This is a genomic window from Pseudomonas fluorescens (genome assembly GCF_902497875.1).
GTDB classification, from domain to species: Bacteria; Pseudomonadota; Gammaproteobacteria; order Pseudomonadales; family Pseudomonadaceae; genus Aquipseudomonas; species Aquipseudomonas fluorescens_BR.
The window spans coordinates 191,816-217,740 of record NZ_CABVHY010000010.1 but is presented as its reverse complement, the minus strand read 5'-3'; the positions used below and the strand labels follow the sequence as shown (position 1 = coordinate 217,740).

Genomic DNA, 25,925 nt, shown 5'->3' with positions numbered 1-25,925 from the left:
GGTTGCAGGTGTTCGCCGCACTGGATAACCCAGCGCGCCAAGGTTTGTCGTGGAATATCGACGCCGTGGCGACCGAGTACTTTTTCGAAGCGATGCAGGGGCAGGCCGTCGACGTATTTGGTCGTCAGCAGCATCGCCAGGACACTTGGGCTAGCCATGCTTTTTTCAATCAGTTGAGCGGGCTTGTCCGCTGTAACTGGTGCGGTTTCGCAATCGCGGCAACCGTAGACCTTGCGCACATGTTTGATCACGCGGATTTGCATCGGCACGATTTCGAGCTGCTCGCTGATTTCCTCGCCAATGCTGTGTTTACGGCAACCGCAGGCGCAGGTCAGCTCGTGATCGGGCAGTTCATGGATGACTTCGATACGCGGAAGATCGGCGGGCAGAGGCTTGCGTTTGCCCCGTCGCTTGGTCGGAGCTACAACCTCTTCTTCAACCGTTTCGTCGACAGACTCGGCCACGCTTTCAGCTTCATTGAACAAGGCCATTTGCGGCGTCGCGGGATCGGCCGTCTGCTCTGACTTGCGCCCGAAAAGGCGCTGACGCAACAGTGCGTTTTCTTCTTCAAGATGAACGATCTTGCCCTTATCCGACTCGCGCTCACTCAGCATTTGCTCAAGCAGTTGCTTGAGCAAAACAGGGTCGTCAGGAAGGTCTTTGGGCATGGAAATCATGCCCTGGATTATACCGAATCAGGCGACGAATCGAGGCGTCAAAACTTGATGCGGACGGTTGCGCCACAAATCAAAACCGTCCAATAACCAGTTGAGTTCTTGAACCGTCAGCACAATGGCCTCATCCGAACAATCCGGCGATGTTTTGAAACGCTCGGACTCTAGGCGCTTTAGCCAAAGGCAGAAGCCATTGCGCTCCCAGTACAAAATCTTCACTCGGTTTCGAGGCTTGTTGAGGAACACGAAAAGCACCGGGTCAAACACCGCAACCTTGATGTCCAGTTCGACCAGAGCAGCGAGGCCATCAATGGATTTTCGGAAGTCGACGGGCTTGGGGTAGAGATAGACTTTTTCGACTTTTGCATCGGGACGCATCATGAGGTGCTGGCTCCGGAAAGGAATCGGGAGCACAGCATCGGGGATCAGGCGGTGACTTTGAATGTGGGGTTTATGGAGCGCTTACGATGTTCTGCAGGCTGGCCGTATTGAAGAGCAAGCGAAAAAATTAGGGATAGGTACATTTGGTCCCGTTTTTAGCTCCTCAACTGAAGATTGGTAGACTGCCATCACGACGGGCAGGTTCCGACCCAAACCGGGCAATCGTGACAGGCAGAAATCGGCCAAAAGCAGACCTGCGGGTCAATCCGGGCCAATCTTGCTTTAGGTCAAAAACAGCAGACCACTAGATCGATACCACTATTTGACTATTTGACTATTTGACGCTTGTCCTGAATCAGGTGGTTCAGGGCAAACACTTTCGATCTGAGGGAAATCCTGGAGGGCCTCTCCGTATATTCCACGGATGGAGTGCTAAGCATAAAACAGCTCCTTCTGGAATTTGCGATTGAAGTGCTCCTCCAGTGCCTCAAAATTCCCATCCCACTCAGTTGTCCAGTACAGCCCAAGCAAACCCTGGAAGCGCTCGACCATCCGCTTCTTGCCCAACTTTCCAGCAAGTGCTAGCGCCTCATCCAGGACCTTTCTGTAGATATCCGGATCTCGTCCTGCACCCAGATTATAGGCTTCCAGGTAATGTTCCATGGCTGCCTCATGTTGACCGCTTAGCACGAGGAACCGTCCACGTAGCCATGCAATGGTATGGTAGGTTTGCCCTGCTATGGGTTGCCAGGTGCGTTCCAACCGCCCGAGCATGTCCAGCACTGCCGATGCATTGCGCGGGACCGATGGGTCGTACAGTGCTTCCAACAAAGCGCTGTACGGGCGATCAGGTCCTATGTTCAACCCCATCCCCACTTCCCATGCGAGTGCCCTTTTGCGCAAGAAAAACTCCTTTTCAGGAGGTTCATTCTTGTCGCCGCGCTCCCACCTAGTCAGGATCGCTTCGCGGTACTTGGCCGGGGTCTTTGCAAGAATCCTTGCTACCAGCAGCCATACTTTAACCCCCAGTTCTCTCTCGAGTTGCAAGCATTGAAGTATCTCGCGGCAGCGATCGAGATTTGGAACGGCTGTCCCTTTTAACCAGGTGTCCAGCGTGTCCCGGCAGTTATCGAAATCGATGCCAGCAACCTCTGCACGGTAGTTACAAATAAGCTTTAGATCCTGATTACCCCGAGTACAAAGCATTCGCATATAGATTCCCAGAGGTGCTTTGTCCCGAAGAAGCATCGCGGGATCCAGCATTGGATGAACCTGCTGGAGGAACGCCAGGAAAAAATTCGCAATTGCGGCAAACATGGTGGGCCATAAAAGCTCAAGCATTTGTGGGCGTTCAAGCAGCGTTGCATCATGCCTGGCGACAATTCCTGAATACTGATCCAGCCAACGACGTAACCCCACAGAGATCATGAGTGCACATTGTTCATCACCCAGGAAATCAGCCAGGCGGCTCTCCAAGGTTACAAGTACTTCGGCTGGAAACTCTATCGGTCTTAGTCCGGGCCGCCTGCGATCGTCCTTGAAGGCCTTCAGGCTGTCGTAGAGTTCACTACCGTCATTCGAGCGGACCAGACCGCTTCGAACTGCGCACTCATAGACGATCTCGCCTATCGATGGATAAGGAGGAATAGGATATTTCATTGGCCTTTCCTTGTTGGATGAGGTGCCAGGGAAAGCCCTGAGCACCTCGATTGCTGCTGTCATTTCCCCTTGGGGGCCTTAGCTGCGGCTGATGCAGCCCGCGCCGCAAAGCTGTCGGACGGAATCGTGCCGTCACCCGATTTCGCCGTTGCAGAATAGATACGAGATACAGCATCGGTAGTCATCGGGGTTTTGCTGGAGGATTTCTTTGACATGTGTGTCTCCTGTTGGGATGAGTTGGCGTGTTTTCACGCCGCACATCAAGAGTAGGGAGCAATACACGTCTGGTCAGGGGGGGAAAGTGGGAAAAAAATTCTGTACTCCTTTGTTTAGGAACTGGCACGGCTAGCGACCTTGGGATGCATGTGAGGACTTTTCCTTTCCGTAGGATCAACCCATCGCGCCCCTCAGCAACTACTGCAATCGGCCGTTGGCTACCTTGGTGAAAGGCAGCTCTCGAGCAAAGGCGAAAAACTTAACTATTCAAGATTTTGCCACTTTGGATATTCTTCATATAATGCATTGAATAATTTATCAAAACGCGGAGCACTAACTTCTTCAAACAAGCTAACCAATGGATAGTGATTGTAAACGACGGAAACCAAAGCATTGCATCCGTAATGGTATCGCACAAGCAGCTCTCCAACTTCATCTTCGGCTAGGTTGACGATTCCTCTTTCAAGAGTTAGCGCAAATAAATTCTTCAGCCGAAACGGTGCAGGTGGATGGGTGAGTTTAAAAACATCCAACGAGTGCCAGTCATGCCTATCCATCATATGGAAATACACATACGCCATAGTTAGCAAAAAACCAACTCTTTCCTCCTCGCCCGGCAAGAGCTTTTTGACAAGTAAGTCGGTGGCCTCCGCTCCAGCTTTGGCCGCAAGTTCTCTCTCTTGTAATTCTCTCAAGCGGATGAATGCAAAATTGTCCGCTATGATTTCTCTAGCCTGAGAGGCCACTCCCTCTTCATTGGTTAAAAGCTCAGGCTGCGCCAGATCGACATCTACAAAACCACTATGCCCCCCCTGGAATCTCGCTCCATGATTATGAGATATATGGCCTAATTCATGCAGTATGACAAATCTAGTAAGCGTTTGTAATATATAGAAAAAAATCAACTGTCTCTCTCCAGACTTCTGCCACGACTTACTCTCAACGCCCCAATCAAAAGCAATGCTAGATAAATCAGAAGTAACTGACTTGAAAGAGTTTTCTACACTTGGAGTCCAGATCGGTTCGACCCCTCCCTCGAATGCTACAAATGCCCCGCTGGTAACTATTCTTGAAGCTAAACGACACAAGACATTAAACATTCCCGCCGTCATGACAACTAGATTGCTTCGATAAAAAACACATGCCTGTATGCTGTGACTTACATTAAAAGTGAAACGAACAGGTTTAGGGAGAGCTTGCTGACAAAGAGACGAGAGGTCCCTTTCCATTATCAAAAACCAAGGATTTATGTCAGCAATATCTGACGGTACTAATCTGGGCTCTAAGCGTTCTTGACGTAACGCATCATCAATGTTCATATGAGAGTATTCCATAGTATTCAAGAGTAGAGCTCCTTTATTTTTGGACGTCACGTTTATCAAGATCTTTGTCAATAGTCCGGGAGTAACTATGGCTCTGTTCTTAGACTAAGGTCAACTCCAGCAGCTGAGCGTCGAGTTTACTAATTTGTTATTTGTCTGGCCACAACCGTTTCGACCGATTTGAGTTGGCGCCGCGACCGTCCGCTTTGGTCGTTTTCAGCCGGTCGCGATAGGCAGCGATCGGGCCCATTGCAGTCGTTCGTAGCTGTGCGGTGGATAACATGCACTCGGCCATGTCAGCCTTCGGCTCCTAGTGACGCAGCGGCTGATCTGGAGAGGAAAGGAGTTTGGTTTCGACTATAAAATTTGGGACTGTTCAGTTCGGCATCGACCTGGAGCGCTGCTCGAACTCGGGCGCTAAGATCATTGCGCCGTCGAGTTCAGCGTCTAGTGGCAGAAAGCGCGCAGCTCTTCATCAGTCCTGCAACAGCGCAGCCCTGCTGCGCGCGTTGGTCGGTGGCACTGGCTGGCTGATTGCTGCCCGTCACGAAGGTCCGCTTTCGCCCCAGAGTGTGTAACAACACCTCCGCGCCTCAGAGCTTCCATTGACACTGATCAGCTATCAACCTGGCTCAATCGTTCAAAGATTGCGGAAGCGGAGGACGCACGGTATCCATTTTTTAACTATTTGATCTGGCATACTTCAAGATCATAAGAAGGCCTCATTCAGCACCTCGCAGCGGAAAAAAATGGAACTGAGCACTATAATTCGCGCCTTGTCTTCAGCTGCGCAGACGGTTTTAAAGAAATTTAAACCATTGATAGCGGAAAGGGCGGTTGGGAAAGCACCAGAGAAAGTGCGGCCTGCTGATGATTCAATATTGGAAGGCGCGATTCAGCGCTTATCAGGTGGTCGGCTGGATGATTCGTTTGTCGTGCGCTTCGCCAAGTCGGTACCACATCTATTTATCACGCCCAAACACCTTGATACCCCAAATGTTGTGAATTGGCTCAATGATGGCAATGTAAAGCGCGGTCTGATGGATGCCGCACGCATGAAGTCGCTAGGTTCAGCAATCCCCGAAGAGATATTTGCTCAGCTTCAGGCCCGATATGTCGAAGTAGCCATGGCGGGCCCGCGGGAGGCAGGCGGGGTGGTGTTAGACACCATTGCGATTCTTGCAGAATCTATAAATGCGCGTGTAGAAGATTCTGGAACCGCCAGCTTAGTCGTCGCCTCTCATCGTGCGCTGTCTACTCAAATGCGGGGGGTCCAGGATCAATTGCATAGTCGTTCTTGCCTTACGAAACAGATGGCTGACGAAATCATCTCCGTTGCGCTTGAGAACAATGTTGCTTGGCTGTCGCAGGCATTCTGCAACAAAAAGCGTGCTCGCAGTGCATTTGGCCAAGCTCTCAGTCCTGGTGATGAGTCGGTTTCACGCACGATTGATCGCAAAGATCTGCGAATCAGGGTCGCGAATAATGTCTTTGGGAAACCAGATGGCGCCGTTATTGCGTTACTAGGTGCCGACGGCAATGGCAAATCTTGGATTTTAGCGCAAGCCTGGATCCATCAATCTGACCGGCCATTGACTGTCATTGTGGTCCCCGACGATATCAATGGGCTGCCTTCTCTCGAGTACTGCCAGGATCTCTTGATCTCGAAGCTCCTCACGCAGACCGGAGAAATACCAACACACGAATCCAAGGAACTATGGCTCAAGCATTTACAGCGTTGGCAAAGCCAACCTGACATTACTGTTCCACGACTGGTTGTATTTATGGATGGTGTAAATCAGCGCGAAAGCGTCAATTGGGTTCGATTCATTGATGCGATGAGCGAGGTGTTGGCTCAGATTGGTGGAAGATTGGTTTTTAGCTGTCGGCGGGTTTTTTATCGCGATCTCTTAGAGAACAAGCTGCTTAGCAGAGTGATCGCAGTCGAGGTCCCTGAGTGGACCGATTTAGAGTTGGACGAGCTTTTGAACGAGCGGGGAACATCGATTTCCGCGCTCGACGCCGAGGTGGTACGCAGCCTCCGTAATCCTCGAATTTTCGGAGTCGCTGCTACGCTGTTCAACTCTGAAGAAATTACAGCATTTGCCGAATTGAGCATCAGCCGTCTTCTTTTTGAGCATATTCGCAGCGGCAGCGCCGCCGAGGGTACGAAGGTATCTGTCAAGCAGTTTACGGCGGACATCTGCACCCATGCGGATAATATTGTGCAGCGTCTCAAGCAGCAAAGCGACGATATCAACGAATTCGACATGCCTGTATTAGTGAAGGCTGGTGGCACTAGTCAAGCTATTTCCGAGCAGTTTGTCATCACGTCAGCAGGGCGTTTTTTTAAGATATTAGAAGAAGATCCTAATAAGTATCTCCTGAAAGATGAGGGCTTACCACTAGCCTTAGGGCTTACGCTGGTCAGGACTGCGAGGGATGCTTTTCGAAAGAAAAAGAGTGTCGAAGACGCGCTTTCCAACATTCTTGAACCTATTGCTGCGCTTGATAGGACAAGCGATATCCTGATGGGAGCAATTCTCGCGGCGGTGCTGGAAGAATCGCCTCTAGAAATTGTGAGTCCGTTGGTACGTTGTTTCGTCATGCTTCAGAACATAGATTCCTTGCGTTATCCGGAGTTTCGTAGCCTTTTCGGTCGCTCTCCTAGAGCATTTATCGCAGCCCTAGAAGATTCATCTCTTTCCCGCGATATAGTCTCAAATCTCTCTTGGCTCACTGACGCCGTTGATGATCTACGAGGCAATGAAGCCTTCGAGCTAGAACTGTCAGCGAGTATCCACCGTTGGCTCAATACGTACTCCCTGGCCCCCGAACGTATGGTTTTGTATCCCAACACGTCGGAGCATGCAGTCGAGCGAGAAAAAAAGACGGCTGAACGCGAGCAGCAGCTTTCCGACATTATCGCGTCGTTGTCAGAGGTTGAACTCGATCTTCTGAAAGGCATGATTCGGGTGGATCGTGGCGACTATAGCCAACTCAGTTTGCTTGCCTTCCACGCTTTAGCTGGACGATCACTCGCCCCCTTCGCTACAAGCGTACATAACTGGTGTTTCTCAACCTCGCTCAATGGCGGTTACCGCAACCACCACGAGGTTTTTGACAGCCTTCTGCATTTCAACTTGGTCGACTGGGAAGCCACCAGGGATGCGCTGCGGGAGTCTGCGAAGCTGCTACGACAGACTTGCATATCAAGGACCGGTCAGTGGGCGTTGGTCTATGTCTTGCGTGCCACTGGCGATAGCGAAGACGCAAAAGAGGCAAACGCCATCGCGGAAGAGTTGACCAAGGATCGAGAACGCATGGACGGCTGGAGAAGGATTGAGGACTATTGCGCTACCGATCCGTGCGATCCCTCCTCGGAGGAGCCGGATAACATTGACCAGACAGCACTGAGCTATAGGGCAATCAACCCCGCCAAACTGAGCCATAGCAGAAGCGCCACTCTAGAGGATCACTTTTTCTCGATGGCCAAACCAGGACTCGCACGCTTCCGTCCTGACGCAGCTATCGAAGCTTTGCGGGCCTTGGCAGATGAGGCCGTGATGCGGGCAGAGTCGGAATTCCGCCTAGCGGCCTACCTGCTCGAAAGCCATACTATCGGCTTAGAAGATCGCGTTGCGAAATCTTATGTTGAAAAAGCGGCTGAGATTGCTAAGGCGGCCTTGGATGCTGGCGAGGATGGGAACAATGAGTCTTGGGTCACTGCGCAACATGCTCTTCTTGTTGCTTTTGCCCATATGAATGGAGATGAGCAATTCAATGCGTTACTGAATCATCCCGATGACAGGACCATTCTCCGGAATCTTTGCGATCTTTTCCTACCGGTAGAAGAATCCATATTGGAGTGTGCACTCGACAAGGCCGTGCAGGAAGATAACCAGGTCGTTCAATTTCGTATCCTTTGCTTTGCGGAATACTCGGGCACCTCCCTCAGCGTTCCGATCAGGGAGACGATAATCACTCTGCTGGCATCGGAACATTATCATGTCCGCCTATCAGTGTTGTCTCTAATCCAGGCGACCGCCGATCCGATGCTGCTCGTGGGACTCGTGAAATCCGGATGGAGCGCGGCTTGTCTCGATGCAGTGTCTCAAAAAATCGAAATATTCCATGGATCTCGCGCACTCGTAATGGCTGCGGAGAATGGTTCAATTACAATCGAGGAGTGTCTCGATCGGATCGAGCTTTCCGCCTATGAAACCTTGGCTGAGCGGCTCGGGCCTGATGCTGCATTGGCAATTTCTGACCGTCTAAATACAGCCATTTTAAAAGCCGCAGAATTTCAGGTTACCAGTAACCTGCCGCACATTGAGCAAAATATCGGAGGTCTCCACTGGCCTGCGATTTTAGAAGTTTCCGAAAAAGTGTCGCAAAAAGAAGGCCTGCGGGAACAGCTAGAGCGGTTCGCCGACACGAGCGACGCTTGGTACGAGCGCCAAAAGCAGAACCAAGATGCAACTGATCGTTTTGAGCAGGACCTGGCAAAGGTAGGTGCTCAGCTTATCATTCAGTCCGTTACCATCAGGCTGATTTTGTCGATCGACAAAGTCGCTCCTGCCCTCGTTGACTCCTGGCATAAGCTTTTCCTAAAGCTGGACAGCAAGAGCTTCAACAATGTGCATAATATTGCTTCGCTCATTGCAGAGACCATCTCCAAAAGAGATGTGGTTGCTGGACTGACTTTGTTCGAGCGGCTGAGAGTTGGTTCCCCCGATGTACGTGTGACGTTAGGCCGGGATAAGGTCAAACTTGATGCGGTCAGCATTTGGAGGGCCGCCGATAGCAACGAAATTAAAGAACTTTGCTTCGCTCGCCTCGATAGTATCGACAACGATCATGAACTTGCTATGGAGGTTTTGGCTGCTATAGAAGCACAGCGAGAAAATCTTGTTCGTGAATATGTCGTGGACCGGAGACAACGCCTGGAGCCGGCATATCGTGCCCGGGCTACGATGGTGGCAGGCCTTTCGCCGGATGAAAACTGGGCGATTGAAACTATCAGCATGCTGAAAGACGAACATGGATTTCTGCATCAGGCGTACATTGCGGCCAAATATGCAATGGATCGCCATCAATGGTCTCGCCATTGGGCTTCCCAGATGCGAACTGCGGCAGATTCAGTTGAGCTTTGGCGTTACACAGTTTTGCTTTCGAAAATAGCTGATGGCCGCTTCAATTCGTTGGAGGTAGACGGCGACACACCTAGCACTCTCATCAAACGCTTTGGTCCTACGCTCAATCGCCAAATCCGCAATCGGATCAGCAAGTGGAAGAACAAGCGTAAGTCAAAGCTTTTTGGTATGCGTGTGCCAAACAAGATGTTTATTACTGGAGGCAGGGTTGCAGACTGATCCAGTTAGCAGAAACCTGAATGTCGACAGCGGCAGTTTTCGCCGATTGCTGCCCTTAGTAATATCAAGCTGCAATCGGACGAAATGAAAGGAATGAAAAGTCTCGTCCAAATTGGTTTGGGTACCAAAAGTACCTACAAACCCAAAAAAATGGATCGCCATTCGGTCGTTATGGACGATAAAACCACTCCCACCAAGGCGCATGACAAACACATCGTTTACGTTCCCGGATGGAGCCTCAAGCCAGAGGAAAGGTGACCACTGGCTTCGCGAGATCTGACCTCAAGCTGCCGGCAGATATGTATACCAAAATGAATCACCTTTGGTTTCGTAGACTCTCGACCGGCCGCTGTGGGTCGGATAGCGACGGTCTGGCCTAGACCGTCGCAGTGGATGGTCAGACTTCTGTTTGCTCTGCCATTTCCAGAGCATCATCAACCTCGATGCCCAAGTACCTGACAGTGCTTTCGAGCTTCGTATGACCAAGCAAGAGTTGGACTGCTCTTAAGTTCTTAGTTCTTCGATAGATCAGCGATGCCTTGGTTCTCCGTAGCGTGTGAGTACCGTACATGGTTGGGTCAAGACCAATGGCTGTCACCCACGCTTTGACTATTCGAGCGTATTGCCTCGTAGAGAGATGAGCTGAGTCATGCAACCGGGTCGGAAACAAGAAATCCTCACTGCGGAGGTGGGCCTGGTGCATCCAGGCCTCCAGAACCGTGCGGGTTTGCTCAGTGATTTCAAATTGCACTGGGTGCTGAGTTTTCTGCTGCATCACGATGGCCCGTGACGACACATGTTCCCCATGGGCTATATCTCGTACACGCAGCTTGGTTAAGTCACAGGCGCGCAGTTTGCTGTCGATGGCCAAGTTGAAGAGGGCTAGATCCCGTGTCTTCTCTGCAAGCTGGAGTCTGACCCGGATGGCCCAGATATCTCTGACTCGAAGCGGGGCTTTCTGCCCGACAAGCTTTCCCTTGTTCCAAGGCTGATGGCTGTATGTACCAATAATCTTCATGGCTTGTCCTCCACGTTGAGGGAGGACAAGGGTGGATCAGTCACAATGAGTGGAGGTCGCTATTCGACCCATTGCAGCCCGTCGCATAAGGCAGGAGCCGACCAGAAGGAGGCCATTCAGATACGCTTTCGAACCAAGGAGACGATTAAGTGGGAAGTAATGTGACCACCTCATTGGCGAAACGTGGCCATGTTCGCTTTCAGTCAGTTATAGAAGGCGGTCGGAGGGAATTCTACAATAAAGTTTTCGTCATCCTCCTCCGTCTCGTCCTGATCTATAACCAGATGTATGCCAATAGAGTTAGGTACCAGTGACCAACGGTTGTCGCGGTACTTCACCTCAAAGCGAAAGGATGCACTGTACCAGTGCAGACTTTCCCCTTGGGGGAACTTTTCCAGCCCCTTACAATCTGCACTTACGGAGACTAGCAACACGCCAGTATCTACCTGATAGACGTAATTTACTTTCCCTAAGTTGGACATCGAGAGTGTCACGCTCGCTGGCACCGATTTTTCCTGTATGACCAGTGGAACCAGCTCGCGCTCCAATGCCTGTAGCACTTGGGTCTTAAAAACAACATCATTGAACTGTGACACCCCAAACACTGATCGGAGCAGCCGAACATCCTCTGGGTGCGTCTCGGCAACACGGTGCAGCTCGTGATAGCTTGAAAAACCAGCCAGTTTTGATAGCTGCTCACGAACAATCGACAGCTGCTGGCCTCGTTGGCGAGCAATCGATTTGGATCGTGATTTGAATGCATTGATAACGGAAAAAGCGGACATGACATTCCTCATTACACGGACGCAATGACCGATTGCCTGTTCACCGGGCGGTCCAGTAAGGATCTGCCATGGGGAATTGGGTTTGAAACGATGGGCTCTTGCTTAGCGAAACAGGCGCCAGGCGACCATCACCACCTTGGGCATTAAGATATAGCGGAAGGTGGGTACTTGGCAATATTCAAATAGGGTAGCCGCTACGGGTCAGGTCTTGAACGTGAATGACTGCTTCTGGCCGAACTCTGCCAGTGCTCACCGGCTGCTATGGGGTCTTCTCTGGCCACTCGTTACCTGGGGAAACCAAGGACCGAGGCGGTTCATCGCCGCCCTGGCGACTGATGCGCTGCATTGCTTCACTCCGGCCCAAAATGCTAGCAACAAGGGAAAGGAATCTTTCCTCGAAACACTTAAAACAGCCGTAAGGACAACAATTCTTTACTTTAAAGCTAGAGCTTCGTATCCGTTCGGCAAAGGTAACCGTCCGGCCAACACATCTTCCTGATCCCCGCATTTAAGGCTACGGGGTCTGCCTTTGTCGATGTCAGCTACGCGGATCGAGCTTCGGCGCTAGAAGCTCTGATGGCATCAATTACGTCTTGAGCGAGCGCCATAACTGTAGTTGTACTTATTTCAATCCGACTGATAATGTCTTCTCTCGGGCCCTGCTTCCAGGCAGCGCTTGCGTAAAAAACATCTTGAGATACTTGGCGATGGTTCTCGCTTTCATAGGAGCGAATCAGGTGATAGCTGTCACAATCATGTAATGAGCTGCCATAAGAAACGACATCTATGCCAGCTTCTAGGTGAAGCGGAACACTTACATTCTGCATTATTTGATGAAAGTCCAATCCCGATCCTGGCTTTAAGGTATACATCAGGATTTCAATAATTCGAGTCATTCCAAGTCTTCCATGTGGAGTTTCAACGTGAGCATCCGTACATCCCAGCTTACGTTATTAGGCGGGAGTCCAGCTATGCGGCAGCAGTTGCGTAATCTCACTCGCTCGCTGCATCGGCAGGCGCGTAAGGACGTCCTTCAAATAAGCATACGGATCATGCCCGTTGAGTCGCGCCGACTGGATCAAACTCATGATCGCCGCTGCCCGTTTGCCGCTGCGCAGTGAACCTGCAAAGAGCCAGTTCTTGCGCCCCAACGCCCACGGCCGGATCTGGTTCTCTGTCCAATTATTGACAATGGGTACGGCCCCGTCATCAAGGTAGCGCGACAGCGCTGCCCAGCGCTTCAAGCTGTAATCCAATGCTCTGCTGATGGCTGAGCCTTCAGGCACGAGATCACGCTGGGCAGTCATCCAGGCATGCAGCATATCCATCACCGGTACCGCTTTTTCTTGCCGTTTTCGGCGCCGTAAATCCGGCTCCAGGTCGTGGACTTCACGTTCAATTTCGTAAAGCAGCTGGATACAACGCAGGGCCTGTTCGGCGAGCTGGCTCTTGTTGGTGGTGTGCAGCTCGAAAAACTTGCGCCGCGCATGGGCCATGCAACCGGTGACGCCGAGTTCAAAACTGGCCTTGTAGCCGACGAAGTCATCGCAGACCAGCTTGCCCTTCCAGTCGTGCAGGAAGTTACGGGCGTGTTCTCCGGCTCGGCTGGGGCTGAAGTCGTAAACGACCGCTGCCAAGTCCGAGAACTGGCTGGTGGCGTAGGCCCAGACATAGGCCCGATGGGTTTTCTTCGCGCCCGGCGTGAGCATCTGCACCGGCGTTTCATCGGCGTGGATCACGTCATGCCCAAGCACCGCGTCGCGCAAGGCATCGACCAGCGGCTGCAACTGCACGCCACAGTTGCCGACCCATTGAGCCAGCGTCGAGCGGGCGATGGCCAAACCGGCTCGACCGAAAATCGATTCCTGGCGGTAGAGCGGTAAATGATCCGCGAACTTGGCGATCAGGACATGGGCCAACAGCCCTGCGGTCGGGATGCCCTTGTCGATGACCTGCGCCGGTACCGGTGCCTGGATCAGGGTTTCGCACTGATCGCAGACCCATTTGCCACGGATGTGCCGTTCAACGGTGAACACGCCCGGCGTGTAGTCGAGTTTCTCGCTGACATCCTCGCCGATACGCTTGAGAGCGCAGCCGCACTGGCAGTGGCTGTTATCGGGTTCGTGGTGGATCAGAGTGCACGGAAACTGCGGCGGCAAGGCGGTGCGTTTAGGTTTTTGCCGAACTTCAGTCGAAGCGGGAGCAGGTTTCAGCGCTTCAAGTTCAGCTTCGATGGCCGCAATGTCGGTGTCGATCAGGTCATCAAGCAGGTTGGCTTGATCCGGGCTCAGTTGCTCGCTGCGCTTGGCAAACTTGAAGCGCTTGAGCTGCGCAATCTCGTGGGTCAGCTTTTCGATAACTGCTTGGTCGCGATGGATTTTCTTGCCCATGGTCTCGACTTTCTGATCGAGACTCTCGACGCGCTGCATCAACTGCGCCGCCAGAGCGCGCAGTTGTTCAGGGGTTAGTTGGTCGAGATTGGGCAGCGAAGTCATGCCGCCGATTTTGCCAGAGCAGGCTAAAACCGACGATAGGCTCATTGGACAATTGCACGGCCTGGGTGGTCATGGCAGGCGTTATACGATGGAAATCGCGCTGCCGGGCCCGACTCTTTGCCATGGCAAACCCAGCACCAGGGCATGCAGTTGTTCGGCACCCAATTCCATCTGAGAGCCATGTCGAGAACCCGGCCAAAAGAACTTGCCTTGATGCAGGCGGCGCGCCGCCAGCCAGATACCCAGCCCATCATGTACCAGCACTTTCATGCGATTGGCGCGGCGGTTGGCAAACATATAAGCGCAGTGCGGCTGCGCCGCACCGAACACCGCCACCACCCGCGCCAGCGCGGTGTCCGTGCCGGCGCGCATGTCCATGGGCTCGGTGGCAAGCCAGATGGAGTCGATGCGAATCATCGCAACATATCTCGCAGAAAGGTCGCGCAGGCAGCCGCGCTTTCGGTCGGCCAGTTCACTTTGACGGTGCCGCGTGGGTGTGGGATTTCGAGGCAGATCATGGCCGGGGTGATATCTGATCGTGACGCCGACAACGGTAAAGCCACGGGAATAAAGGCAGGTTGCAGGACGGCATTTTTCTGCGATTGCAGCCGAATCCACTTGTGGACGAGGTTCGCGTTGAGGCTGTGGCTCAGTGCGACGCGGGCAATCGAAGCGCCGGGCTGGGCGCACTCTTGAATGACCTGGGCCTTGAAGGATTTGGAGTAGGAACGGCGTTGTGGCTGCATGAAATACCTGCTTAAAAGACTAGAACTGGTGCCCACTTAAATTTAAGTGCACACCATGTCTTGGCTTTTCAGGGCCGGGTAGATGACTTGGCCAGACGCATACCGGCAAAGTCATCTAGCGTCGCGAATACTAAGGCAACCTCTGGAGGGTTACCCTTGGAGTGAGCAAACTTCCCTCAGACTGCTTTGAAGCTCTGTTTGGGTCTGGGCGGAGCTGAGTCCAAGGTCGGGTTCGCAGGCAATTAGGTGTTGCGTTAAGCCCTCTGCCCATCCTTGTACATCGTCATCAAGGGCGATCCAGTGTCGAAGCTGTGAGCGGACAGCGTAGCGGCAGATCTGGTCGTATCTTGTCTTCCCATCCCATTGGTTTTCATCCACCCAGCCTTTAGCCATCGAGCTGTGCCACGTGGCACCGATTACTCGCTCTCGCAGCTCGAGAGGTAGATAGGCAAGTGCTCGCTTATAGCCAAGATGTCGAACCCAACTGGCGCTTAATACCAACGAGATCATTGGAAAATCGTCGAGTAGATTGGCAAGAATCGGCGCCCACATAAAAACGTACCTTCGGCCTTCAGTGTGGGTCCTTGGCGAGACAAGTAGACGGCGTCGGGGTGTAAGACGCCATCAAAATCAAGGAAAAGGATGTGCGAATTCCTCTGCACCGAGGTTTCTCCCGTAAATGGCCCTCACCAAATAGCTTGGGCCCGATGGGTAATGGCGTGTTTTACCACTAACTTTGCCTTCTCCGGCCTTCTTTGCGGGAGCGGAGTTATTGCCCTAAACACATGAGATAGGGTATCAACAAAAAGCTGAGGGGCCGCGCCATACACTCAATAATGCTCAGCGACAGCTCTTTAAAACGCAAAGCGGGAAGGTAGGAGAAGATTGGTACCATGACTGTCATAGAGCAAGCTGTAGACCTACTACGGAAGGCCAAGAAGGTGGTCTTTTTCACTGGCGCTGGTATCTCCGCCGATAGCGGTATCCCCACGTACCGCAAAAAACTTTCTGGAATCTGGGCAGGATACGATCCGAGGGATTTAGAGACGGCCAAGGCCTTTCGGGAAAACCCCGCACTGGTATGGGGATGGTATCTGTGGCGGCGGCTCCGAGTCGCTCAAGCAGAGCCAAATGCCGCACATCTTGCGATACCTCGCATGGCTAACTCACTGCGCCAGGTTTCTGTTATCTCCCAGAATATTGACGACCTCCATGAGCGAGCAGGCTCGTTAAATGTGGTGCATTTACATGGCAGTTTGGCAATGCCCAAGTGCTTCGCCTGCCATCGGCTTGCGGTTGTGTCACCAGATCAATCAGCAGTGCCGAATGAGGGTGCTCTAGTCGAGCCTCCTAGATGTCAGCGTTGTAATGGCAAGATGCGTCCTGCGGTGGTCTGGTACGGAGAGGATTTGCCACCCCAGGCTTGGAAGGCAGCAGTGCTCATGGTAAAGGATTGCGATCTTTTGATCTCAGTGGGCACCTCTGGGATCGTCATGCCTGCCGCAGGCCTTCCCGACCTTGCGTTGGCGTCTGGGGCAGCGGTCATTCACGTGAATAAAGCAGACGTCGCAATGGGTGAAGAGAGTGAGTTCATGCTGTTGGGAGCTGCCGCCGAAGTACTGCCGATGCTGCACGAAAGGATATAGGCGTATGTCTCAGGGGACTTGAGCTTTGAAGCTGCGTTTCGAGCGCGCGTTTGTGGTCTGTCACCGCGCAAGGTGTGCTGGCGGACGCTTACGAATACGGTTTATAGGGAATTATAGAGCGATTATAGAGCGATTATAGAGTGACTCTGGCGCTGGCGCCGCCGACGCTGGATGTAGTGGCACAGATAGGTCAATGACCTAATCTGCCCCTTCGTTAAATACCTACCCGAGGAGAGGTTCTGACAGGAAATTGGTCAATCTAGAATCAGCAGTTGATCACTTGCTGCCGTATTGAAAAATAGAAGATGCACTGAAACCTAAAGGCCATTCCTCCCGAGCGTTCCCGGTATACTATCTGAATCTTAATGATTTAATTGTCTTGTGATATTTCTGATAGTAGTTTTCTTGTTTTTAAATAATGCCCTTTCTTCTCTAATGCGCGTGAAAGTGCGGGAATCAACTTGTATAAGTCCTTTTTATTCAGCTTTAATTGATGTCCAGAGCTTTGGGTTAAAGTTTTTATAACTAGGTCTGCGAGCTCGCAATCACGCTCAAACCAATCTATGTTTGAGTAGTTTCCGCGACGTCCACGTGGTAAAGCATGTGTTTGTGCAAGTAGCCAGTTTTTGTCATTTCTATACAGCCATGCATAAGTGCTTGGAATCGCTAGGCGAATACACTTTGCTGTAGCATCTGAATACACCAAAGCAGTAGCTTGCCATTCTGCGCGATATTTAAGTAAGAGCGACTCCCGATGCAGTTCAGTTCGTGATTTCGCTACCGCTGGCTCTGAGCGGAGTACTCTATTTACAGTGCAAATAGAAATTCCAAACTTGAAACAGATTGACTCTTTAGGATTTCCGTTTCGCAAGCATTCCAAGATGGCGGTTCGAATATTTGGCTTGAGCTTTTTGGGTTTTCTGAGCTCTTTTTTCTCGGCAACTTTTTCTATCAATGTCGTATCCACCATGACAGCCTTGGCATTGCTCTTGTGTTTGGTTTGAGATATCTGTTGGTGGGGGGCGCTGTCAAAGCGATCGTAGGCTTCGATGAAAGGGTCCAGGCGACCAAACAGCCACGTAATTAGCGTCAGGTGCTTGAGCGGATGGCAATGACCACGGGGGTTACGGGTTAGCTGACTGATGAGAGCTTCAGCTCTCTGCACGGTGGTAGGCAGGGAGGTGAGTGGAGGGTAAGGCTGAAGCTGTGATGAGTACTCAGCGAAGTCAATGGAGGCACTTATCCTCTCCGGTTCAGAGATGCCTGATTGAATTAGCGCCTCTTTATAAACTGATCTCACCGTTTTTGGGTGGAAACGCCTGGAAACTCCGCAATTTGCAAGATCGAGAACCCCCTTGCCTAGCTGCTGTAGCGCCTTTTGAGCTGTGGTGGAAGGCATTGGTGACGTTGCCGCCGCAAGAGTAGCTTCGCTTGGTAACACCCATTGGAAGCTACCCGACCATTGGCGATTTACAGTGCTTTCTCTGAGCATTAAGCCATGGGTAGGACATAAAACTACACCGGGATACTGATGTGATAAATGCCAGTAAGCAGTGCCGTGACTGGTTTGATCAATTGACATACAAGCGATACAGGCTTTCAAAGGGTGCTCTGCGCCGAAGCGTCCCGTCAAAAGCCCCAAGCGATACTTGATCGATCCTATTTGGGCGCTTTTTACGGTTTGAATGACGGCCGCGATATGCTGATCCGATTGGAATGGAAAAAATACTGGGAGAATCGTGTGTTCCCGCATGATTGACAGGGAATCCCCCCAAATCGCTTGCGCTGGTCTATTCAGGGCATCGAGGTTGCAAGGAAAATCATGGGTAACGGAACAAGAGTGCTTGCCGAATAGCCAAGCTAAAGTATCTGAAGCTTTCAAATTCCCCAAAAATTGGTGCTGACGGCAGCAGAGGCTGTAGAAAGTCTCATCCTCAAAAAAGCGGAGAACGATATCGCGACGTTGAACGCAGGAATCATTCATAATTTCGGCCGTTAGCTATCAATGCTTATGATATATACGTCGACGTAATTCGCGAAATTCTCTGTTGGAATTAAAGCTGTGTGCTAATACCATTCGCTTAGTTTAAAGAGAATAGCCTAGAGGTACTTGGTTTAAGCCTTCGCGCCTGACTCGTAGATCGGGGCACGGAAATCATCGAAGCTTGTGATTGCGATACTATGAGGTGCCAGTATAGGTGCAGCATAGCAACCTTTTTGGTTGTCAGCAGGTAATTTCAAGCGGTAACATGTTTCGCTTTAACCGTAGAGAGTTGTCCACGTCGATACCGACGTGGAGATCAATCGATTAAAGCTTATTGTGGTACAAGTTCCGTGGTACAAACGCTGCAAGTGCTGTGGTACAAGTTCTATAAGTAGCTGTGGTACAAGTCCACAGATGGAGAGCCGTAAGGTGACACTTTGATAGGAGGAATTAAAATGAAGTCTAGCTAACCGTAAAGCTAGAAGTCAGATAGACAAAGGCCCAAGTTCGAGCTTGGGCCCTTGTGGATAAGTCAGATTAGGTGCCTGACGAATCCATTGTCTATTCCATACATGTGGGGCGTCAAGTCCCGCACGACTTCGTTCGTCCACAAGATGCCATGCGTTATCCACAGCGATGCGCGTGCGCACCTGCCCGCTGGGTATGGGGCTCGTCTTACGCGAGGGTTGTTATCCCCAGCCACGACCGAAGGGCGAGCCTATAAGACATTGGATTACCAGAATGAAACTGCAGGACAAATTTGCCCTGATCATGAGCCGCCAAGGTCGGTTCGAATGGGGACAGGAGTACATTCCGTCCACGTTGGCGGTCCCCCGTGAAGCCCCTAAGGGCTCACGGATCAGCAGGCTTCATAGCGCAAAACTCGGCCGTACATTGCATGTTCTCTCAACTCCTGAACGGGTGTTCGCGCAACTTGCACTTTGTCATCCAGACCTTCTCGATATCCATGAGCAAAAAATGCTATGGCCATTCAGCTCGGGGCATCCCCTTCGTGGCCACCCACTGACAAAAGGCACTTTTCCACGCCCTGTACGTGGAACGGTAGAGATAGCCAAGGAGATTGGTTTCAAGCACCACGAAATCGTGGTTGAGGGCCACGATGGCAACCGACACAGGATGCCCTTTCCCTATCAGGGTGACCTGCTTTTATACATGAAAGGTCATGACGGAATCCCCTATGCCGTTAATTGGACCGTCAAAGACCGCGAGGAAGCATTTCGCGAAAGACGAAGCTCGAAAGCAAAGACACCTTCCCAGCAGAAGAAGGATCGCGATCATGCCGAGCTGAGGACCGAACTGGAGAAAGCCTATTACGCTAGCGCTGGCATTAGAACAGTGCAGGTTTCTTTGGATAGGATTGAACGGGCAGTCATTGCAAACCTGAACATGCTCTTCGTAATGCATGACCTCCCGCTAAGCCATGAGAAAGCGTTGCTTGATGAATTCAGTGCTGATGTCAGAGCGGCGGTCCTTGCAGGAAACCCGGTGGCGCATGTCGCGATTAAATACGGGGCACGGTGGGGTTCTCGTGACCAGTTCATCGCAAGAATCTACCAAGACATTTGGGATCGAAAGCTGTCGCTTAATTTTTTCAATCCGATTCACATCGATCATCCATTTTCCACTGAAGGTGGCGATCTGTTTACCGTTTACGGCTCGCTCTTTGAGGAGTCGGTTCCATGATGACGGGATCGCGACTCATCGCACCGGAGGGGTATCTCTGTCTTTCAAAGGGCATTACCTACCACTTCCTGAACAGTAACGGCAAACGGAACCGGGTCAGGCTCGTGATGTTTAGTGATCGCGGCAAGGAGTTGAGCGCTCATCTGATCACGTTAACTAGGATTGAGTTTGAAGAAGCGCTTGAAAACGGGTGGGTGTTGGAAGATGGCCCTGGTGACAAATTTCCTCCGTGGCTTGCACCCATTGACGGTGTGTCAGTAACTCATTTGGAGGGCCGAAGACACTCAGTAAAGGAGAGCTACGACCAGAAGGTCAACCGGCGATTCATGGCTATCTGTGATCTTGTTGCGCGGAGGGACGAGATTTTGGCTGATGATAATCCAGACTCTCTTATCAATGCTCATGCCAAGGGCCAGAAACCGCAGCAGAACGCAGCCCGAGTTAGGTTGTGGTTCTACACCTATATTACTTTTGGGTATAACAAATGGGCCTTGATGCCTCCCCTGCACCGTATTGGCGGTTGGAACCGGGAAGATCCCTCCCGTACACGAAAACTTGGCAGACCGTCGCCGAAGGGAAAACTATACGGTTATCCGTCTGACGCCAGAATGAAAGAAAAGATTCTCTCTGGCTTTCTGAAGTTTAAATCAGAATATAAAACAAAAAACGATATTTATAACGCCATAGTTATTCACGAGTTTGGATGTATTGTTTTGGGGGATATAGACGATAAAAAATATGTGCATCCAGATGGCAAGCCGTTCCCATCATTCAATCAGATTAAATATTGGATTGGACAGCTCATAAGCCCCAAGGCGCTCAGGCGCGCATTAAAAGGGCAGCACAAAGCACGAGCTATGTCAGGGGCGGAAGGAAGCTTCGCTGAGTTAATTATTAATGTAAATCAAAATGTTGAGTTTGACGGATACAATATTTCTGAAAAGCTGACCGGTCTCATAGAAGAAAGCGCGGTTGATAGTTTTTGCGTGGTCCGCGCAGTGTGCGGTTTATCGGGAGCTGTACTGGGCGTCGGATTCGCGGAGGGCAAAGAGAATATGGACGCCTACAAAATGGCCCTGTTTTGCATGGCTATTGATAAGGTCAAGTTTGGCGATCTTTTTGGCATTGAGATTAAGTCTGGAGAATGGCCAAGTGAAGGATTGTCAGGCGGTACCGTGTTTGATCGAGGGCCAGGGGCAGGCTACGAAAGTGAGCCCAATATTAATTGGCTCAAAGCCTTCGAGCTGACCCCCGTATTTTCTGGGCAGTCGAAGGCGACTGTTGAGGCCTCTCATCCGAGGGATAAGAAGTCCTTGGGCCAACCGACGCATGTTCATAGCAAGTTAAATTTTGTTGAGATGGCTAAACGAGAAATTCTGCGAGCCATTTCGGACAATCGCACTTCCGATGCTGGCAGGCGAATGGAAGAAGAAATGTATATGGCCGGCATCAAACCGACTCCATTTAATATTTATAACTACTGGAGTTGTCGAGGTCGAGACTCTTCGATTGGAATGCAGTTTGACACCGCAGTCAGAACCTTTCTAAAAAATTGTCCCGCGCACATACGAAAGGACGCAGTGTATTTATATGGGCGTAAATATAGATCTCAATCTTTAGTAGCGACTGGGGTATTCGATAGGGTCGCTATGAATGGTGTCATTGAAACTTCTGTATTTGTATTGACAATGTGCGTTCGTCATATATGGATTGAAGTTAATGGCGTTTTATATGAGTTGGATTTTGTGCGAACTGCAAGCACTCCTGCCGGCACCGTGGATATTTCATTGCGTGATCTGCAGGAAATCGATCAATTGAGACGAAACGCAGCCGCAGCTCTTCGGGATGAGAGGCCAGCAGCTCAGCAGCATTTCAAGGATCGATTCAAGCGAAATACAGGAAAAGATTCGGATAGTGGCGAGCGTAAGCTTGGAAGGCCGGCTAAAGGTGGGGCAGCCCAGCGCGACGGGGCTGATTACGATCGCTTTAGAGGTAAAGCCAAATGAACCATTCAATTGAAACGCGGTTCGACGGATGCTTGGATGCCAAAAAGATTCGAGGCCTGATAACGGTTAGACCTGAACCAGTAGGCTTCTTGAGCGCCATGGATTCTGTTATCGCCGCCGAGTCCTTAGCAGACGTTTTGATGAAGATTTTCTTGCCGAACGAATTCTGTCTGGGTTTCATCAAGGAGATGGCGGGACGAGCATCTCTTCATAGCAGTAAGCTTTTTACAACCGAAACTGAATACGTTTCAAAAATATACAACCCGCCAGAGGTAGAAGTATCGCCAGTATGCTTAACGGGATTGGCTGGTGTTGGAAAGAGTCAGACGATTGCAGCTTTGAGAAAAATCTTGCCCCCGCCCATGGATTTTACCTGTGATCATTATCACGGGGCCGTCAAACTGATTTCACATTGGTATGCGAGTGCGCGGGGTAAGGCAGGCGGCAAGCAGTTACTTACCGATTTCGTGCTTGGGAGCGGAGAGCCCGGTGGACGCTGGAATTTGTCAAAGCTGCTCGTTGAAAGCCGCAGGCGAGCCAACCGTGATGGGATCTCATTGGTTGTTCTTGAAGAAACTCAGCACATCAACACCGGTTTGGGTGCATCTAAGGTAACTGACATTCTGCTGACGATGGCCGCCATTGGACCACCTATGATCTTCGTATCCAATTACAGCCTCGTGCATAAGCTCCTCCGTCGTAACAGTGAGGATAAGCAGAGGCTGCTCTCGGAGCCTCGCATCATGTTACCGGACGAGCCTGAAAGCCAAGACTGGAAAGACTACGTCGCTGAGTGTGTCAGGGTAAGTGGGGGTCACATTCGGGTCGACATCGACGACCTTGCTGCGGAGCTTTACCGCTCTACATTCGGGATCAAACGGCTCGCCGTCCAGCTTCTAAAGCTCGCTTATATTGAATGCCGTAACGCCGGCCGGGAATATGTAATTCTCTGTGATATCAGCCGGGCATATCGTTCCAGTGGGTATTCCAGCAATTCGAAGGAAGTCGAAGAGCTGCATTTTCAAGCGCTACAACCTCGGTCGACGGGTCGCCATCTGGATTTGCGGTGTCCCTTCGACCTGCCAATTGAGATGAAGTCGAACGTGGTGAAATTCGCTCGTGCGGATCGGGATAATCGTGTGATCGCAAAGGTTTTTGATTCGGCGCTCAACGAAAATGAGCGGTCGGCGATGAAACACATCGACCTGACACCTGGTGACGTTTCACGGCCGAGTAAGCCTGTCCGACGCCCGCCGGTGCCGAAGGCGACAGATGATGAGTCGGCTAGAGATTTTCAAAAATACATAGACTCTATGTCGCTGCCGTCTAAGCCCAAAAAGCCAAGATGACTAGGTCTAGCTCCGGGTCATATTGTATGTCGACGGCCATCTTGTGGGCCGCAGTACCAATTCGATGAAATGTGATTAGGTGACGAGGGTTGTGGTGGACCCAACTCCCCCCCTATGGCGTCCAGCAGCCACAAAAAAGCCCACCGGGGTGTGGGCTTGGATGACGGTGCCATTTAACGAAACAGCGTTATGCGCACCTGTGTGGTTTCTGAAAAGCTCGCAAAAATACCACTGTGGAACTTGAGGACAGCTGAAATGGAGGCCGCCCTTCAACCGGCAGAAAGAGGACTTTATAGTCGATTATAGAGCGATTATAGAATGGCGCTCTCAGCGAGCCTCGTCAGCACGAACCTCTACTTCTAAGCCTCACATCCTCGGCGACCTCCTACGTGGGCGACGCGGGTGGGTTGGTATTCTGGGCAGAGGCGAGTTGCGCTTGGGAAATGCGCCACGTATAGACTATGGTAGCGGTCATACCAACGGCGGCAAGTACAACGGCGATCACAATGCCTGCGATACTCAGCAGGAATTTGAGCACGCTGTCCATTGCTGGTGTTTGGCCCATGGTACGGTCCAGAGTCATAGAGCGAATCCTAGCCGCAACGTCTACCTTCATGGCCCCGAACGCCGCTTTTTCTACGTTTTCATCTATACCGCCTGGCATGTCCTTGAACGTAAGCTTATAAAGATCCAACGCCTTGCTGCAGTAGTAATGGCGGTTGGCGTCAGTATCTTTCGACGCCTCGATGCAGAGTTCGATGTAGTCAAGCGTACGCTTGTCTTGATTCTCGGCGACCAGAAAACCGTACTTGGCGTTATGTTCGTCTGAGCTTTTCTGGTATTCACCTTGCAAATATGTAAGGTAACCGAGGTGGCTACCCAATATAACGATGCCTACGGTGGCCATGAGCATCACCCTGGTCCGGGCGCGCTTCGAAGCCTTGACCGTAATTCTGTTAGCCAGCTTCCCCACTACGTCTGCATCTTCAATCATGTCTTTCAAGCTGCTCATATGGCTCCTTTATCAAGTTTGTACTTATCTTGAATGGCCATCATTATGCCAGCTCCGCTGGGAGAGCAGCGAGCGTCTAGGGGTTGGGGAAGCCAGCATGCCTAGCTTACTTAGCTTGGCGAGGGGGCTTAGCGGTTAAATCGCTCTACCAATGAATACTGGGTGGTAGCTGTTAGGGTTTACACCTGGCCAGAGGGCGCCTTGGTCAGTTGCTTGATGGTTTCAAAAACCTGCTCAAGCAGCTGGTCGGTGGCCAACAGGCGATCCATGTTGCGCCCTACGTTTTCCTCGTAGACGCTCGACAGCCATTTAAAGGCCCTCCAGTCCCGATAGATCAGGTGCTCAGGAATCGGATGGGCAAACTCCCTCAGTTGCTCAATGCACCCTAGCTTGCCGTTGCTGACAGGCACCAGTCCGTAGTGAAGAGCATCCGTTGCGACCTCGATCCTCAGCAATGCGCCTTCGACACCGATGTCATGGAACATTCCAACGTTCTTTGGCCTCAGGCCCTTGATCCTGAACCAAGCGCAGCAGATCTCCTCATTGAATTCCAAGCCTGGGAAACCGGCCGGCGGCTGTGCACGCGTGTGGGTCTGCGACAATGATCGGTCTACGGAGTCAAAGAAACGCTGCAGCGCGGCACCCTTTGCAAATGGGAGGGCCTCAGCAATAGCGTCTGCGGATTTGAAGTCGTTGCCGGCGGAAATCAACTGGATCAGCGCGCGCTTGGTGTTCTGGGTCATGGACGTTCCAGTGATTTTACGGACGATGTTCGAGTATTGATGTTGGCGCCGACGCCGAATTGATCCAGTTGCCGAGATATCACTGACCCAGTCTGATTCCTTGCGAACCATTACCTATGCTGGATTTGTGCCGATTGGAGGTGGTTTAGTCTTGCGTCGGCACGGGGGTCAATTCGACGTCGGCGTCAACACTGATGAGGATCATCCAGTTCTACGAGCCTTTATCAGGGCGTGCTTGGCAGCTATCTGGACAATAGCATTCAGACCGTGATCGACATCCAGTCCCAGACCGGGGCGCAGTCGTCCGACGCCTGGAGCACGTTCATGCACCAGCAGGCGCCGGTGATGCAAGACCTGATGCGACAGTATGTCGACCAGTCCAAGGCGCGCTAACCTGTTCGGCATGTTCGGCGCCAAGCCGGATGGCGATGGCAAGCCGAATAAAGACGACGAGTGAAGTCCGCGCGATTCATTGACAGTTGCGCGACGTGGACTAGGCTCTCAATCATTCCTGCCTCCCAACCTCACCAAGGCACTTGAACGCAAGGCTTTGTGAAGTCATCCATTTTCAGGCCTGCTCACCGCTGTTCGAATGCAGAATCCGGACATCGTCAGCACCAAAGGCGATCGTTCTTTCGCGCGTGTTGATTCTCAAGCACGCAAGCGAATGAACAGGAACATTCCACTGCACTTCACGTAAGGAGGCAGTCGTGCAAACAGCTTTGAAGCTAGTCAGTTATGCAGTGCTCGTGCTGATGGCCGGCGCAGTCGCCTATGCCACAATCATCGGCATCACCTATTGGACCGGCA

At 51.5% G+C, this 25,925-nt stretch carries 20 protein-coding genes and 1 pseudogene; 6 read left to right on the top strand and 15 right to left on the bottom strand.

Features of this window, described 5'->3' with window-relative positions:
• From F8N85_RS12570 to F8N85_RS12555, 5 genes are all read right to left on the bottom strand, one after another.
• On the bottom strand, window positions 1-677 hold a 677-nt coding region (locus F8N85_RS12570), incomplete at its 3' end, for an IS66 family transposase (protein WP_150803925.1).
• Between the two features lie 18 nt (window positions 678-695).
• The gene (tnpB, locus tag F8N85_RS12565) at window positions 696-1,055 is read right to left on the bottom strand and encodes an IS66 family insertion sequence element accessory protein TnpB (protein ID WP_019412232.1); all 360 of its coding nucleotides are present in this window, start codon (window positions 1,053-1,055) and stop codon (window positions 696-698) included.
• Window positions 1,056-1,487: 432 nt separating this feature from the next.
• Complete coding sequence (locus tag F8N85_RS12560; protein ID WP_150803924.1) at window positions 1,488-2,714, bottom strand: hypothetical protein; 1,227 nt, start codon at window positions 2,712-2,714, stop codon at window positions 1,488-1,490.
• A 59-nt stretch (window positions 2,715-2,773) separates the two neighbouring features.
• The gene (locus tag F8N85_RS34545; protein WP_191636168.1) at window positions 2,774-2,929 is read right to left on the bottom strand and encodes a hypothetical protein; all 156 of its coding nucleotides are present in this window, start codon (window positions 2,927-2,929) and stop codon (window positions 2,774-2,776) included.
• A gap of 264 nt (window positions 2,930-3,193) precedes the next feature.
• Window positions 3,194-4,249 (bottom strand): hypothetical protein, encoded by a 1,056-nt coding sequence (locus tag F8N85_RS12555; RefSeq protein WP_150803923.1) that lies wholly within the window; start codon window positions 4,247-4,249, stop codon window positions 3,194-3,196.
• 752 nt (window positions 4,250-5,001) lie between these two features.
• Between F8N85_RS12555 and F8N85_RS12550 the strand changes: the two genes are divergently transcribed.
• Window positions 5,002-9,627 (top strand): hypothetical protein, encoded by a 4,626-nt coding sequence (locus F8N85_RS12550; protein WP_150803922.1) that lies wholly within the window; start codon window positions 5,002-5,004, stop codon window positions 9,625-9,627.
• Between the two features lie 397 nt (window positions 9,628-10,024).
• Here F8N85_RS12550 and F8N85_RS12545 read toward each other — a convergent pair whose 3' ends face one another.
• The 7 genes from F8N85_RS12545 to F8N85_RS12510 form a co-directional block, all read right to left on the bottom strand.
• A complete protein-coding gene (locus F8N85_RS12545; protein WP_150803921.1) occupies window positions 10,025-10,645 on the bottom strand; it encodes a tyrosine-type recombinase/integrase in 621 nt (206 codons plus the stop codon).
• 203 nt (window positions 10,646-10,848) lie between these two features.
• Window positions 10,849-11,430 carry a hypothetical protein gene (locus F8N85_RS12540; protein ID WP_150803920.1) on the bottom strand — a complete coding sequence of 194 codons (582 nt, stop codon included), beginning with the start codon at window positions 11,428-11,430 and terminating at the stop codon, window positions 10,849-10,851.
• 542 nt (window positions 11,431-11,972) lie between these two features.
• On the bottom strand, window positions 11,973-12,326 hold the full coding sequence (locus tag F8N85_RS12535; RefSeq protein WP_150803919.1) for an NIPSNAP family protein: 354 nt from the start codon (window positions 12,324-12,326) through the stop codon (window positions 11,973-11,975).
• Window positions 12,327-12,383: 57 nt separating this feature from the next.
• Window positions 12,384-13,925: an IS66 family transposase gene (gene tnpC / locus F8N85_RS12530; RefSeq protein ID WP_150803918.1), complete on the bottom strand. Its 1,542-nt coding sequence runs from the start codon at window positions 13,923-13,925 to the stop codon at window positions 12,384-12,386.
• 81 nt (window positions 13,926-14,006) lie between these two features.
• The gene (gene tnpB, locus F8N85_RS12525) at window positions 14,007-14,342 is read right to left on the bottom strand and encodes an IS66 family insertion sequence element accessory protein TnpB (protein WP_150803917.1); all 336 of its coding nucleotides are present in this window, start codon (window positions 14,340-14,342) and stop codon (window positions 14,007-14,009) included.
• Window positions 14,339-14,671 (bottom strand): IS66-like element accessory protein TnpA, encoded by a 333-nt coding sequence (tnpA, locus tag F8N85_RS12520; RefSeq protein WP_191636167.1) that lies wholly within the window; start codon window positions 14,669-14,671, stop codon window positions 14,339-14,341. Before tnpA ends, tnpB (F8N85_RS12525) begins: the two co-directional genes overlap by 4 nt.
• A gap of 150 nt (window positions 14,672-14,821) precedes the next feature.
• Window positions 14,822-15,223, bottom strand: coding sequence for an HAD domain-containing protein (locus tag F8N85_RS12510; RefSeq protein WP_224795677.1), 402 nt, complete (start codon window positions 15,221-15,223; stop codon window positions 14,822-14,824).
• A 341-nt stretch (window positions 15,224-15,564) separates the two neighbouring features.
• Between F8N85_RS12510 and F8N85_RS12505 the strand changes: the two genes are divergently transcribed.
• Complete coding sequence (locus tag F8N85_RS12505; RefSeq protein ID WP_150803915.1) at window positions 15,565-16,317, top strand: SIR2 family NAD-dependent protein deacylase; 753 nt, start codon at window positions 15,565-15,567, stop codon at window positions 16,315-16,317.
• Window positions 16,318-16,687: 370 nt separating this feature from the next.
• Here F8N85_RS12505 and F8N85_RS12500 read toward each other — a convergent pair whose 3' ends face one another.
• Complete coding sequence (locus F8N85_RS12500; RefSeq protein ID WP_150803914.1) at window positions 16,688-18,301, bottom strand: TnsD family Tn7-like transposition protein; 1,614 nt, start codon at window positions 18,299-18,301, stop codon at window positions 16,688-16,690.
• Between the two features lie 741 nt (window positions 18,302-19,042).
• On the opposite strand from F8N85_RS12500, the gene F8N85_RS12495 reads away from it, so the two are divergent.
• Genes F8N85_RS12495 through F8N85_RS12485 form a run of 3 tightly spaced genes read left to right on the top strand, consistent with a single transcriptional unit; the run spans window position 19,043 to window position 23,360 of the window.
• Window positions 19,043-20,005, top strand: a complete 963-nt coding sequence (locus tag F8N85_RS12495; RefSeq protein WP_150803913.1) for a transposase — start codon at window positions 19,043-19,045, stop codon at window positions 20,003-20,005.
• Window positions 20,002-22,011: a transposase gene (locus tag F8N85_RS34960; protein ID WP_150803912.1), complete on the top strand. Its 2,010-nt coding sequence runs from the start codon at window positions 20,002-20,004 to the stop codon at window positions 22,009-22,011. Before F8N85_RS12495 ends, F8N85_RS34960 begins: the two co-directional genes overlap by 4 nt.
• Window positions 22,008-23,360 carry a transposase gene (locus F8N85_RS12485; protein WP_150803911.1) on the top strand — a complete coding sequence of 451 codons (1,353 nt, stop codon included), beginning with the start codon at window positions 22,008-22,010 and terminating at the stop codon, window positions 23,358-23,360. Before F8N85_RS34960 ends, F8N85_RS12485 begins: the two co-directional genes overlap by 4 nt.
• Window positions 23,361-23,745: 385 nt before the next feature.
• Here the strand turns inward: F8N85_RS12485 and F8N85_RS12480 are convergent, their stop codons facing one another.
• Complete coding sequence (locus tag F8N85_RS12480) at window positions 23,746-24,372, bottom strand: hypothetical protein (RefSeq protein WP_150803910.1); 627 nt, start codon at window positions 24,370-24,372, stop codon at window positions 23,746-23,748.
• Window positions 24,373-24,551: 179 nt separating this feature from the next.
• A complete protein-coding gene (locus tag F8N85_RS12475; RefSeq protein WP_150803909.1) occupies window positions 24,552-25,115 on the bottom strand; it encodes a hypothetical protein in 564 nt (187 codons plus the stop codon).
• Between the two features lie 179 nt (window positions 25,116-25,294).
• Here F8N85_RS12475 and F8N85_RS35580 point away from each other — a divergent pair.
• Window positions 25,295-25,572 (top strand): annotated as a pseudogene (locus F8N85_RS35580) (polyhydroxyalkanoate synthesis repressor PhaR); the annotation flags it as partial.
• Window positions 25,573-25,925: the final 353 nt, after the last annotated feature.

Excerpts from the sequence above, each read along its gene's own strand:
- tnpB (WP_019412232.1), bottom strand. The coding sequence starts at position 1,055 with ATGATGCGTCCCGATGCAAAAGTCGAAAAAGTCTATCTCTACCCCAAG.
- F8N85_RS12560 (WP_150803924.1), bottom strand. The coding sequence starts at position 2,714 with ATGAAATATCCTATTCCTCCTTATCCATCGATAGGCGAGATCGTCTAT.
- F8N85_RS34545 (WP_191636168.1), bottom strand. The coding sequence starts at position 2,929 with ATGTCAAAGAAATCCTCCAGCAAAACCCCGATGACTACCGATGCTGTA.
- F8N85_RS12555 (WP_150803923.1), bottom strand. The coding sequence starts at position 4,249 with ATGAACATTGATGATGCGTTACGTCAAGAACGCTTAGAGCCCAGATTA.
- F8N85_RS12550 (WP_150803922.1), top strand. The coding sequence starts at position 5,002 with ATGGAACTGAGCACTATAATTCGCGCCTTGTCTTCAGCTGCGCAGACG.
- F8N85_RS12545 (WP_150803921.1), bottom strand. The coding sequence starts at position 10,645 with ATGAAGATTATTGGTACATACAGCCATCAGCCTTGGAACAAGGGAAAG.
- F8N85_RS12540 (WP_150803920.1), bottom strand. The coding sequence starts at position 11,430 with ATGTCCGCTTTTTCCGTTATCAATGCATTCAAATCACGATCCAAATCG.
- F8N85_RS12535 (WP_150803919.1), bottom strand. The coding sequence starts at position 12,326 with ATGACTCGAATTATTGAAATCCTGATGTATACCTTAAAGCCAGGATCG.
- tnpC (WP_150803918.1), bottom strand. The coding sequence starts at position 13,925 with ATGACTTCGCTGCCCAATCTCGACCAACTAACCCCTGAACAACTGCGC.
- tnpB (WP_150803917.1), bottom strand. The coding sequence starts at position 14,342 with ATGATTCGCATCGACTCCATCTGGCTTGCCACCGAGCCCATGGACATG.
- tnpA (WP_191636167.1), bottom strand. The coding sequence starts at position 14,671 with ATGCAGCCACAACGCCGTTCCTACTCCAAATCCTTCAAGGCCCAGGTC.
- F8N85_RS12510 (WP_224795677.1), bottom strand. The coding sequence starts at position 15,223 with ATGTGGGCGCCGATTCTTGCCAATCTACTCGACGATTTTCCAATGATC.
- F8N85_RS12505 (WP_150803915.1), top strand. The coding sequence starts at position 15,565 with ATGACTGTCATAGAGCAAGCTGTAGACCTACTACGGAAGGCCAAGAAG.
- F8N85_RS12500 (WP_150803914.1), bottom strand. The coding sequence starts at position 18,301 with ATGAATGATTCCTGCGTTCAACGTCGCGATATCGTTCTCCGCTTTTTT.
- F8N85_RS12495 (WP_150803913.1), top strand. The coding sequence starts at position 19,043 with ATGAAACTGCAGGACAAATTTGCCCTGATCATGAGCCGCCAAGGTCGG.
- F8N85_RS34960 (WP_150803912.1), top strand. The coding sequence starts at position 20,002 with ATGATGACGGGATCGCGACTCATCGCACCGGAGGGGTATCTCTGTCTT.
- F8N85_RS12485 (WP_150803911.1), top strand. The coding sequence starts at position 22,008 with ATGAACCATTCAATTGAAACGCGGTTCGACGGATGCTTGGATGCCAAA.
- F8N85_RS12480 (WP_150803910.1), bottom strand. The coding sequence starts at position 24,372 with ATGAGCAGCTTGAAAGACATGATTGAAGATGCAGACGTAGTGGGGAAG.
- F8N85_RS12475 (WP_150803909.1), bottom strand. The coding sequence starts at position 25,115 with ATGACCCAGAACACCAAGCGCGCGCTGATCCAGTTGATTTCCGCCGGC.